The 10,808-nt window shown below is 49.8% G+C and carries 11 protein-coding genes; 6 read left to right on the forward strand and 5 right to left on the reverse strand.

The annotated features are described in order from the left end of the window. Nucleotides 1-204 precede the first annotated feature (204 nt). From HA49_RS06240 to HA49_RS06250, 3 genes are read left to right on the forward strand one after another with little or no spacing between them, the layout of a single operon-like run. Nucleotides 205-876 carry an amino acid ABC transporter permease gene (locus HA49_RS06240; RefSeq protein ID WP_038021246.1) on the forward strand — a complete coding sequence of 224 codons (672 nt, stop codon included), beginning with the start codon at nt 205-207 and terminating at the stop codon, nt 874-876. 4 nt (nt 877-880) lie between these two features. Then, a complete protein-coding gene (locus HA49_RS06245; protein ID WP_038021248.1) occupies nt 881-1,642 on the forward strand; it encodes an amino acid ABC transporter ATP-binding protein in 762 nt (253 codons plus the stop codon). A 15-nt stretch (nt 1,643-1,657) separates the two neighbouring features. Further along, nucleotides 1,658-2,428 (forward strand): amino acid ABC transporter substrate-binding protein, encoded by a 771-nt coding sequence (locus HA49_RS06250; RefSeq protein ID WP_038021250.1) that lies wholly within the window; start codon nt 1,658-1,660, stop codon nt 2,426-2,428. Between the two features lie 90 nt (nt 2,429-2,518). Here the strand turns inward: HA49_RS06250 and HA49_RS06255 are convergent, their stop codons facing one another. Then, nucleotides 2,519-3,373, reverse strand: coding sequence for a Vmh family MBL fold metallo-hydrolase (locus tag HA49_RS06255; RefSeq protein WP_038021252.1), 855 nt, complete (start codon nt 3,371-3,373; stop codon nt 2,519-2,521). Nucleotides 3,374-3,545: 172 nt separating this feature from the next. On the opposite strand from HA49_RS06255, the gene HA49_RS06260 reads away from it, so the two are divergent. Further along, a complete protein-coding gene (locus HA49_RS06260; protein ID WP_038021254.1) occupies nt 3,546-4,427 on the forward strand; it encodes a LysR family transcriptional regulator in 882 nt (293 codons plus the stop codon). Nucleotides 4,428-4,485: 58 nt separating this feature from the next. Here HA49_RS06260 and HA49_RS06265 read toward each other — a convergent pair whose 3' ends face one another. Further along, nucleotides 4,486-5,274: a formate/nitrite transporter family protein gene (locus tag HA49_RS06265; RefSeq protein WP_038021256.1), complete on the reverse strand. Its 789-nt coding sequence runs from the start codon at nt 5,272-5,274 to the stop codon at nt 4,486-4,488. Nucleotides 5,275-5,647: 373 nt separating this feature from the next. Between HA49_RS06265 and yghU the strand changes: the two genes are divergently transcribed. Continuing rightward, nucleotides 5,648-6,433 (forward strand): glutathione-dependent disulfide-bond oxidoreductase, encoded by a 786-nt coding sequence (gene yghU, locus HA49_RS06270; RefSeq protein ID WP_046791696.1) that lies wholly within the window; start codon nt 5,648-5,650, stop codon nt 6,431-6,433. A gap of 140 nt (nt 6,434-6,573) precedes the next feature. Continuing rightward, complete coding sequence (locus HA49_RS06275) at nt 6,574-7,314, forward strand: GntR family transcriptional regulator (protein ID WP_038021258.1); 741 nt, start codon at nt 6,574-6,576, stop codon at nt 7,312-7,314. Here HA49_RS06275 and HA49_RS06280 read toward each other — a convergent pair. From HA49_RS06280 to HA49_RS06290, 3 genes are all read right to left on the reverse strand, one after another. Next, nucleotides 7,311-8,279, reverse strand: coding sequence for a PfkB family carbohydrate kinase (locus HA49_RS06280; protein ID WP_038021260.1), 969 nt, complete (start codon nt 8,277-8,279; stop codon nt 7,311-7,313). The two genes, HA49_RS06275 and HA49_RS06280, sit on opposite strands and share 4 nt — an antisense overlap. Then, a complete protein-coding gene (locus tag HA49_RS06285) occupies nt 8,272-9,291 on the reverse strand; it encodes an ADP-ribosylglycohydrolase family protein (RefSeq protein WP_038021262.1) in 1,020 nt (339 codons plus the stop codon). Before HA49_RS06285 ends, HA49_RS06280 begins: the two co-directional genes overlap by 8 nt. A 64-nt stretch (nt 9,292-9,355) precedes the next feature. Then, a complete protein-coding gene (locus HA49_RS06290; RefSeq protein WP_038021265.1) occupies nt 9,356-10,624 on the reverse strand; it encodes a nucleoside permease in 1,269 nt (422 codons plus the stop codon). Nucleotides 10,625-10,808 lie beyond the last annotated feature (184 nt).

The following is a 10,808-nucleotide window of genomic DNA, read 5'->3' on the forward strand; positions in this document are numbered from 1 at the left end:
CAGTCACTTTAGTAATCAAGGAACAAACACCATGAACCGCTAAATAATGACCATGCCTTAGTACAGAAGTCAGGTATCTCTGACTTAGCATATAAAGATATGCACAAATAATATTTCACTGTGATAATTTACCGCTTAAAATAAGCGGAAAGGTCAGCCTGCGGCTGGCCCATTTTTTTTCATCAATTGTTTGGAAGGTGTACTGTGCCAGCCTGGCTGAATCTTGCAGCAGAATCATTCTGGCCGATGTTACATGCCGGATTAACATTTACCATCCCCTTAACGCTACTCTCATTCGTTCTCGGGCTGTCTCTGGGTTTTATTATTGCGCTGATCCGTCTGTACGGGCCTAAACCACTGGTTGCAGTGGCGCGTTTTTATGTCTGGTTACTACGGGGGACGCCGCTGCTGGTGCAGCTGTTTTTGATTTTCTATGCCCTGCCGAGTGCCGGAATTACTATTTCCGCATTCCCGGCCGCGGTGATTGGATTCACGCTGAATATCGGTGCCTATTCTTCTGAAATCATTCGCGCCACCATTAAGTCGGTCCCTGCCAGCCAGTGGGAAGCCGCCCATTCCATCGGAATGAGCTGGCGTCAGGCGCTGGTCAGAATTATTTTGCCACAGGCAGCGAGGATTGCGGTTCCCCCGCTCTCGAATACCTTTATCTCCCTGGTGAAGGATACCTCACTCGCCTCGGTGATTACTGTTCCTGAAATGTTCCTGGCGGCACAGCGAATTGCTGCTGTGACCTACCAGCCACTGATCCTGTATTCCGAAGCAGCGCTTATCTATCTGTTTTTCAGTACTTTGTTGTCAGCACTGCAAAATAAACTGGAGATCCATTTCTCCCGTGAAGAAAAGGCGGAGTCGTAACCTGATGATTTCATTAACCGGAATTAACAAGTTTTTTCAGGATAACCATGTCCTGAAGGACATTTCGCTGAATTTGCCTAAAGGGTCGGTTACCGCGCTGATTGGTCCTTCCGGCAGTGGTAAAAGTACCCTGCTGCGTTGTGTTAATCTGCTGGAAATCCCGCAATCTGGTTCGCTGACACTGGATCAGGAGACACTGGAGTTTCATAACAAACCGCTGCGCAGCAAAGATATACAACGTATCAGTCGTCAGACTGGCATGGTGTTTCAGAACTTCTCGTTGTTTCCGCATAAAAGTGTGCTGGAGAACATTACCGAAGGGCTGATTGTGGTTCATAAGTGGTCAAAAGCAGACGCCGCCGCACGGGCCGATGAATTACTGACTAAAGTCGGGCTACTGCATAAGCGTGATGTCATGCCGGTCACTCTGTCCGGCGGGCAACAACAGCGTGTCGCGATTGCCCGGGCGCTGGCCCCGTCGCCTAAAGTTTTGCTGTGCGATGAGCCCACCTCAGCACTGGACCCGGAACTGTCGGTAGAAGTTGTGGCTGTGCTCAGCCAGTTGGCAGATGAAGGCACCACCATGCTGATGGCAACCCATGATTTACGACTGGCGGCATCGGTCGCCAGCCACACTATTTTTCTTGAATCGGGTGAAATTGTGGAAACCGGCGAATCTGAAACGCTGTTCCGTCATCCGCAAAAACCCAGAACAGCCAAATATATTGCGACTCTGACCGACGGTCTGCCTGTCGGTCCGGCATAATCCAGGAGTATAAAAATGAAAAAAACCACGTTGTTATTGTCTGCACTGATGTCATTGAGCTTTGCACATGCGGCACTGGCAGACGATGCCCTGGCACGCGTAAAAGCGGCAGGCGAACTGAAAATTGGTACTGAAGGAACTTATGCTCCGTTCACCTATCACACCATCTCCGGGGATTTGACCGGGTTCGATGTGGAAATCGGCCGTGCAATTGCTCAGCAACTGCACGTTAAACCGGTATTTGTCGAAGGCAAATGGGACGGGCTGATCGCCGGTCTGGATGCCAAACGTTATGATGTAGTGATCAATGAAGTAGGTGTAACCCCGGAGCGTCAGAAGAAATATGACTTTTCCACACCTTATATCGTGTCTAAAGCCGTGGTGGTGGTTAAAAACGACAATACCAGCATTCACAGTTTTGCCGATCTGAAAGGGAAAAACTCCGCTCAGTCACTGACCAGTAACTACGCACAAATTGCCCGTCAGTATGGCGCTCAGTTGGTCAGCACCGATGGTTTTAACCAGTCCATCGACCTGGTTGTTCAGGGTCGTGCCGATGCAACGGTGAACGACAAACTGTCTTTCCTTGATTTCAAAAAGCACCGTCCTGATGCTCCGGTGAAAATCGTCGCTTCAGAAGATAATGCCAGCGCTTCTGCGGTACTGCTGCGTAAAGATGAATCCACACTGCAGACGGCGATTAATGACGCCCTGGCGACCATTAAGAAAGACGGAACCTATGAAAAAATCTCCGAAAAATACTTCGGTGAAGATGTTTCACATTAATCATCCGACGAATGGTTAACGATAAATGGCAGGCCTCTGAGCCTGCCATTTTTTTATCCGAAGTGATTTTCTTCTCCGACTGCATGACCTTTACTGCCAGTGCATTTCTCCGGTGTTCACTTTGGCACTCAACTCCAGTGAACTTTTGTCGGCCAGATGTGGCCAGAGCGCTTCCATGGTGCTGATAACAGTGGCGGCGTCATGATGCTGCTGAAGTGTGCTGTCAAAATCCTGCAGATATTTCAGAGTAAAACGAATCGCCTGATCACCGCCCGGAGCCTGACCGATAAAATGCCCCGGGATAACCCGCTGTGGTTTCAGTGCCAGCATCTGCTGCAATGTCTTCTGCCACTGCAGGCGACTCGCCACGGTTTGCGTATCGGCGGTCCAGACATGAATTCCGGCATCCACCGCTGTTCCGCCCAGCAGGGTCCTCTCCTGTGGGAACCAGACATAGGCTTGCTGAGAATCTGCATTGCGAATCTCTACCGGTTGGCCTTCCAGACTGAAACGGGTTTGTGGAATCACCTGTGGGGTCACCAGTTTTTGCGGTGCACCACTGCCCATTTTCGGTCCCCAGTAACTGAGTTTTGCCTGTTGTGTCTGCTGAATATGGGTGACGACACGTTGGGTCGCCACAATTTCTACCTTCGGCCAGGCATTCACCAACGGTTGCAGACCAAAATAGTAATCCGGGTCACCCGCAGTAATCACAATCCGGGTCAGCTTTTTGCCACTTTTCCTGATCAGGTTAACCAGCTTTTCACCGTCCTTGACACTGAATTGTGCATCAAACAGTATCGCCTGTTTGTCACCCGTGACCAGCGTAGAGGACACCGGAAAGATCCCCTGCTCCTGAGGATTATAGACAGTAAACTGCAACGGTGCGGCGGCCACTCCACCACTCAGTAACACGCTTAATAACATCAGTTTAGAAAGTTTCATGAAAATTCCCGGAGTCTGTGCCGTGACGGCGAAGACATTTAAGGTTTAAAGGGTTCCGGACAGGCTGTAAAACAGCGTCACCGGCTCATGCGGCACATTCTATAGATTTCATGATCTGTTAAAATCCTCTTATTATGAGATGCTGAATTTCGTCAATCGATCAGGAGTAATCATGGACAGAGTGATGGCGGCGCAGGTATTCAACCGCATTTGTGAAGCCGGCAGTCTGAGTGCTGCCGCACGGGCATTGGGAATATCGCGCCCGATGGTCAGCCGTTATCTGGAAGAGATGGAAAAATGGGCCGGAGCACGGCTGATTCACCGTTCATCACGCCATATGACCCTGACCCCGGCAGGGGAAGAGATTTTACAGAAAACCCGCCAGTTAAACCGGCTTTCAGAGGATATCAGCGGCCAGGCTGGCCGGGAGACGCCTTCAGGAATTTTACGTGTCGCCTGTGCGCACTATACCGCAACACATCTCATCAGCCCTGTACTGCCTGAATTTCTGCTGCGCTACCCTGACCTGCGTATTGAACTGGATATTAATAACCGCCCGGTGAATATGATTGGCGAAAGAATTGATGTCGCAATACGAATCACCGAAAACCCTGAACCCGGCGCTATTGCCCGTCGACTGGGAGAATGTGCCTCGGTGATTTGTGCCTCACCGGAATACCTGTCCATCCACGGCACCCCTGCGTCTGTCTCTGCCCTGTCAGCTCATAACTGCTTAAGTTACAGTAATTTCAGCCAGTCGCAGTGGCAACTGCTGTCAGAGCAAGGTGAAACTTTGTCACTGGCAGTCAATGGTAACCTCAGCGCCGGCATCTCTGCGGTACTGTTGGACGCCGCACTGGCAGGGTGCGGTATCACCATGATTCCGTTGGCAGAGGCAAGCCCCTGGCTGGCTAAAGGGCGGCTGGTGACTGTTCTGCCACAATATACTCCGCTCTCACTGGGCATTTACGGTATGTATCTGTCACGTAAACTTCAGCCACCGGCGTTACGACTCTTTCTGGAAGAAATCCAGCGCCGGTTGCAGACGTGGTAAACAAAACGGCCGCCCCTGTATTCAGCGGCGGCCGTCGATGTTCACAACGTATTGGCTATCAGAAAGTTTCAGTTTTCATCTGTTTTTCAGGGCTGTAGGCCATGTAGTAAATCAGAGCGACAAAAATTGCGCCACCGACGGCATTACCCAGGAACACCGCCACAAAGTTCATCAGATATTCTGACCAGTTACCCTGACCGGCAAAGATGGCGGCCGGAATAACGAACATATTCGCTACTACGTGCTGGAAGCCAATCGCGACAAACGCCATCACCGGGAACCAGATACCGATGATTTTGCCCACCACATCTTTACTGGCCATACCCAGCCAAACTGCCAGGCACACCAGCCAGTTACAACCAATACCGGAAATAAATGCCTGACCGAAGGGGGCACTGGTTTTAGCCGCAGCCACCGCCAGCGTTTTCTTCAGAAATGCCCCTTCGGTCATTCCCAGCATGTGACCGAAGAACCATGCCACCGCGACACTACCGATAAAATTGGCAATAGTGACCCAGAACCAGTTGCGTGCCAGCGCGCCCCAGCTGATTTGTTTCGACAACGCCGCAATCGTCAGTACCATCATATTGCCGGTCAGCAGTTCGGCACCGGCCAGGATCGTCAGGATAAGACCCAACGGGAACACCATCGCGCCCAATAATCCGCCAAATGAGCCCCAGTCTGCAGGTAACTGTGCAATTACATGGAGATCGAGAAGAAATCCAATAGCGATAAAAGCGCCGCCCAAAAAGCCGAGAATAAGTAAATTTTGCAACGAGGAGTGGCTTTTATTGACTCCGGACTGGACCGCCAGCGCTGCTATTTCTTTAGGTGTGCTGAAAGACATAGTGACCTGATGATAAATAAACCTGAAAACGGCTTAGGTTAAAAGAAAGTCATCAATATGATGGCTGTGACATTACTTGTATCTAACAATCTGGATGATAGCGGGTGGTGTTTAAACTGCCAACGTCTGAATTACACTATTCTAACATCAACAGCACTAAATACTTATTACGCTTATAGGGTATTGATTTTATGGGTAAAATAACAGTCATCTTTTAACGATTTTTTTACTTTAATTAAACCATAATTTTCCTTCCTTCGCATCTTATCTCCGCACAGGCAGGCAAAGGTTGCCTGAAAGTGCAATGCTATGCTGATATATACTGTACAAACTGCAGTGAATTTTAACATTCAGCCAAAGGAACCAAGACCCTATGAGTACTTCCTATACCCCACCAGAAGTATGGACCCCCCCTGAGTCTGTCGGCGGCAGGTTTGGCAGCATCAACCGGCCTGATTCCGGCGCACGGCATCAGCAGGATCTGCCTGTCGGCGAACATCCTTTCCAGCTGTATTCGCTGGGTACGCCGAACGGCGTCAAAGTGAGTATTATGCTTGAAGAGCTACTGGAAAAGGGTGTGGAAGAGGCTCGTTATGATGCTCATCTGATCCGAATTATGGAAGGTGATCAGTTTGGTTCCGGGTTTGTTTCTGTCAATCCAAACTCTAAAATTCCTGCACTGGTCGATCGGAGTGGTCCGGAACCGGTGAATATTTTTGAGTCGGGAGCCATTCTGCTCTATCTGGCAGAAAAATTTAACAGCTTTCTGCCGACAGCCACTGCCGAACGTGCCGCCTGCCTTTCCTGGCTGTTCTGGCAAATGGGGAGTGCCCCGTTCCTTGGGGGTGGTTTTGGGCACTTCTATGCCTACGCACCAGAAAAACTGGAATATCCGATAAACCGCTTCGCGATGGAAGCCAAACGTCAGTTGGATGTTCTGGATAAACAACTGGCGAAAAATACCTATATTGCCGGTGAAGAATATACCATCGCCGATATGGCTATCTGGCCATGGTACGGAGTGCTGGTTCAGGGGGGGTTGTATGGTGATGCCGCTAAATTCCTCGATGCATCCTCCTATACCCACCTGAACCGCTGGGCCGATCTGATTGGTCAACGCGAAGCGGTGAAAAAAGGTCGTCTGGTACTGAAAAAATAACCAATAGCGCAGAGCTGTCAGGCCTGACTGTTCTGCGTGTTCTTGCAGTAGTTGCTAAAACTGTTTGTTGCCCATCCGTCTGTTCGGTCCCCCCGCTTTACGACTATACTGACGCAGACTCTCCTCAAAGAAACGGACTTATGAAAGATTACTCTGCATTGCTGGTCAGACTGGAGCAACAACTGGCCGTTACAGATAAGACTCCACTCTACCTACGTTTTGCCCGAATTATTAAGCAGGCGGTACGTCAGGGCGATTTACAGCAGGATGATTTTTTACCCAGTGAGCGAGAGTTCAGTCTGCATTTAAACATTTCAAGGATCACCGTCAGAAAAGCACTTTCCTTGCTGGAACAGCAAGGAATTATCTGGCGTTCCCGCGGCTACGGAACACAGATTCGCAGCCAGCTTGAATATTCGTTACAGGAACCTCAGGGATTATCTCAGCAGGCTGTTCTTCTTGGGAAACATCCTGATACTGAATGGATCAGTAAAAGCGCAATTGCCTGTCCCGCAGATATTGCCCGCCAGTTACAGGTGCCGGTGAATAGCCAGGTATTCTTATTTAAGCGCATACGTTATGTGGATAAAGAAGCCGTCTCGCTGGATGAATCCTATATCCCAGCTGAGTTGATCGATAATCCTGAGGATATCGGCATTTCACTGTACGACTATTTACGGGCTCATGGTATTGTTCCTGCAAAGACACAGAGCAGGGTCACTACCCGAATGCCTGATCCCGCCCTTCAGCAGCAAATAACCCTGTCCGCGGCCATTCCTGTCTTAGTGATAAAACAATTAGCACTTAGCGCCTACGGACAGCCCGTCGAATACAGCATCAGTTATTGCCGTGGCGATATGTATGCATTTATCAGCGGTTAATTTCGGGTGATAAATTCTCTCAGTTGTCGGAGTGTTGGAGCACAATCGCCACCACGCTGAGATACGACGTAAGCCGCTACCTGGTTTGCCAGACTGACAGCATCACTCAATGCCCAACCGCAACAAAGCCCGGCCAGTAAAGCTCCCGCATGACTGTCTCCTGCTCCGATAGTATCCACAACATCAACCTGTGTCGCGGGAATCCAGCCCTGGCTGGTATCAGAACAATACCCTGCCCCTTGGTGATCCAGCCTCAGAATCAGCGTGGCAGAAACCTGTTGTTGCCAGTAGTCCATCAGGGCTTCATGGGAATAATTTTCGCTATCCTGCAGCAGCTTTTGCCAGAGCAGTATGGCCTCCTGACGATTTACCGTAATCACGGGACGTAGCGCCATAATACGCCAGAAATGATCATGACTGATATCCCCCAGTCGCGGTCCAAAATCGACAAAAATACGTTGCTGAATCTGTCGTTTCTCCAGCCAGTGAATAAGTATTTCACCTGCTGTTGAGATGAGCTGATACCCTGATAAGTAGATCCAGCTATCCTCAGACACCTGAAGCTCTTCCAGTAGCTCAGGTGTCCAGCGATTTTCGACCCCCGCCACTGACATAAAAGTTCGTTCACCATCTGGTTCGACCATCGCCAGACTCCAGCCATTGTCACCGGTAGGAATCTCAATCGCTGTTTCAATACCATACTGCTGAAGCTTCTGGCGAATCACGGAGGCCCAGGCGCCCTGTCCGACCGGCAGAGCATTCACCGGAACAACTCCCAGACGGTGTAAAGCCAATGTGACATTCAGTGCACAGCCTCCGGCAGTCACCGATTGCTGAGTCAATGCCAGATCGCCTCCGCGCTGTGGCAGTGCCGGCACACAGGCAATGACATCAACCACGGCCGCACCGATAACACACACCGGATGCAGCTCAACCAACAGCAGATTCACTTTTCCTCTAGCCATTTTTTACCTCTGAAGCACATCTTAGACGATAAAATTCGCGGCTGTAATGAGTAAAATCCAGTTGATTCACCTGATCCAGTTCAGCTTTGAGCTGAGGGTCAATACTCTCTATACCCCGCAATGCACCGCATATTGCTACGGCCATTGCACCAATAGTATCGGTGTCGCCGCCGAGATTAGCGCAAAGAACTGCGCAACGGTTTGGACAGGTATCGGCAAGAGTGACCATCGCAACCGCCGCTGGCACTGACTCAATCGTACTTGTCCCGGCACCGACCAGTTGGTAAATCTGCTCCATAGCACTTTCAACCCCGACGGATTGTTGAACAACTTTCAACGCCAGTTCGATTCTTGCCGCCATTGACGGGCTAAATGTGGTAATACGGTCGAGCTGAGCCTGACTGGCCACTGAAGGTAACTGGTCACAGATCGCTTCCCAGCTAACGCCTTCAATCGCCAGTGATACTGCATAAGCAATCACCGTCGCCCCGGCGATGGCCACATCCGATTTATGGGTCGGACTGGAGGCCAGTTTTACCTGCTCAATAAAACGGGACAGATTGCCCGGCGGCAACAGACAACCTAATGGTGATACCCGCATCGCGGCACCATTGGTCAGCCCGTTATTCTCCAGTTCACTGACTGGCTTTCCCTGCTTCAACGCATTGAGGGCAATTTTAGAGGTCGGACCCAGCACGTTTTTATTGAAAGCATCAAAATCTTCGGCCCAGCTCAGAATATTTCGGCCGATCACCTCAGGGACTACAGCCCCCTGACACTCGATAATGGCATCGGCCAGTGCCAGTGCCATCGATGTATCATCGGTGAATTCGGCACGCCCAAAATAACAGGCCGCATTATTCTCTGCAGGACCCGGCAGGAATTTATCTATCCAGCCAAAAACCTCTTTTACCCTGCTGCGTGGCCATAATTCTGAAGGCATACCCATCGCATCCCCCAGGGCCTGTCCATAGAATGTTCCCAGTATTCGTTGTTCACGACTTGCAGACATGTTTAATCCTTATCCTGTGATTATTCAAAAACCGGCAGTAAAAGTGTCTTCAACTGCCGTCAGGTTAGCTGTTATCGCCGGCAGGCAGTCTATTGCTGCTTGCAGACTTTGCTGATTGTTTTCCGTCGCGGAAAAACAACATAAATACCGCAGTAATGACCACTATCATCAGGCACCCAAATAACCACATTCCAGACCAGTTAAATGTCATACCATGCTGAGGTGTCTGATAAGCAAACAGCTCCTGCATCAGATAGCCACCCAGACGATATCCCAGTAAGCTTCCAATACCCTGACAGGCCAGCGTTATCAGGCCCTGAGCCGCATTACGCATCGCCACCGGCGCTTTGTTGTCGACATAGATATAGGCAGTCACAAAGTAAAAATCATAACTGACTCCGTGCAGCAAAATACCCATGAATAGCAAAGCGATAGCAAAGGTATTCTCATCCCCGCCAAACACGAAGAACAGGTATCGGATGGCGGCAGTGACCAGCCCGAGTAATAACACCTTACCAATCCCAAATCGTTTGATGAAAAAGGGCATCGCCAGCAGTCCAAAGATCTCAGACAGTTGCCCGAGAGTCATCCAGCCTGTTGCATGTGCCAGCCCTGCTTCCGTCAGGAAGCCCTCGGCAAAGATGTAATAAAACGCCAGCGGCATGCTGAAAAGGAAGGAGCAGACAAAGAACACCAGAAAGCTACGGTCTTTAAGCAGCCTGAGGGCATCAATGCCCAATGCTTCACGAAGACTGAATTTGCCACGACTTTTCGGTTCGGTCGCAGGTAATAACAGCGAAAATAACCCTAACAGTAGGGAGCTTATGGCAGTGATTAACAGCGGAATATTGGTCGATGAAATATCCCCATAACCCAGCATCGACGGCAGGAAGCCACACACAATACCCGAGGCTATCCAGCCCAGCGTTCCCATTACCCGGATACGGGGAAAGTCAGTGTCGACCCGGTCAACGTGGCTAAACGCGATACTGTTGGTCAACGCAATAGTGGGCATATAGGTCAATGCATAGAGCAACAGCAATGGAAAAAAGGCAGAAAAATGGGTCTGTTGCGCAGCCAGATACATCAGTATCGCACCGGTAATTGAGAGCAACGACAATACTTTCTGCGCCTGAAAATAACGGTCACACAATGCTCCTGCCACTACTGGTGAAATAATCGCGGCTATCGAGGTGCAGGCATAACACCAGGCAATTTGCACAGGAGTGAACCCGCGACTACTCAGAAAAGCCCATAATGGCACAAACCAGGCTCCCCAGATAAACCACTCCAGAAACATCATGACTGACAACTTAGGAATTTTATTTTGCATCACATTACTCCCCCTGCTGTTGGTGAATTTCCAACCGGTTACCGGATGCAATCTTTATAAAACCAATATAATACCTTAGCAATACCATTAGACCACAAAACAAACTAAATCGGGATAAAAACACACAGGAAGTCAGATAAAGCAAATAATCGCCAATTAAAAGCGATACCTGCTAAATCAGAGA

Source organism: Tatumella morbirosei (genome assembly GCF_000757425.2).
Classification (GTDB): Bacteria; Pseudomonadota; Gammaproteobacteria; order Enterobacterales; family Enterobacteriaceae; genus Tatumella; species Tatumella morbirosei.

Excerpts from the sequence above, each read along its gene's own strand:
- HA49_RS06245 (WP_038021248.1), top strand. The coding sequence starts at position 881 with ATGATTTCATTAACCGGAATTAACAAGTTTTTTCAGGATAACCATGTC.
- HA49_RS06250 (WP_038021250.1), top strand. The coding sequence starts at position 1,658 with ATGAAAAAAACCACGTTGTTATTGTCTGCACTGATGTCATTGAGCTTT.
- HA49_RS06255 (WP_038021252.1), bottom strand. The coding sequence starts at position 3,373 with ATGAAACTTTCTAAACTGATGTTATTAAGCGTGTTACTGAGTGGTGGA.
- HA49_RS06260 (WP_038021254.1), top strand. The coding sequence starts at position 3,546 with ATGGACAGAGTGATGGCGGCGCAGGTATTCAACCGCATTTGTGAAGCC.
- HA49_RS06265 (WP_038021256.1), bottom strand. The coding sequence starts at position 5,274 with ATGTCTTTCAGCACACCTAAAGAAATAGCAGCGCTGGCGGTCCAGTCC.
- yghU (WP_046791696.1), top strand. The coding sequence starts at position 5,648 with ATGAGTACTTCCTATACCCCACCAGAAGTATGGACCCCCCCTGAGTCT.
- HA49_RS06275 (WP_038021258.1), top strand. The coding sequence starts at position 6,574 with ATGAAAGATTACTCTGCATTGCTGGTCAGACTGGAGCAACAACTGGCC.
- HA49_RS06280 (WP_038021260.1), bottom strand. The coding sequence starts at position 8,279 with ATGGCTAGAGGAAAAGTGAATCTGCTGTTGGTTGAGCTGCATCCGGTG.
- HA49_RS06285 (WP_038021262.1), bottom strand. The coding sequence starts at position 9,291 with ATGTCTGCAAGTCGTGAACAACGAATACTGGGAACATTCTATGGACAG.
- HA49_RS06290 (WP_038021265.1), bottom strand. The coding sequence starts at position 10,624 with ATGCAAAATAAAATTCCTAAGTTGTCAGTCATGATGTTTCTGGAGTGG.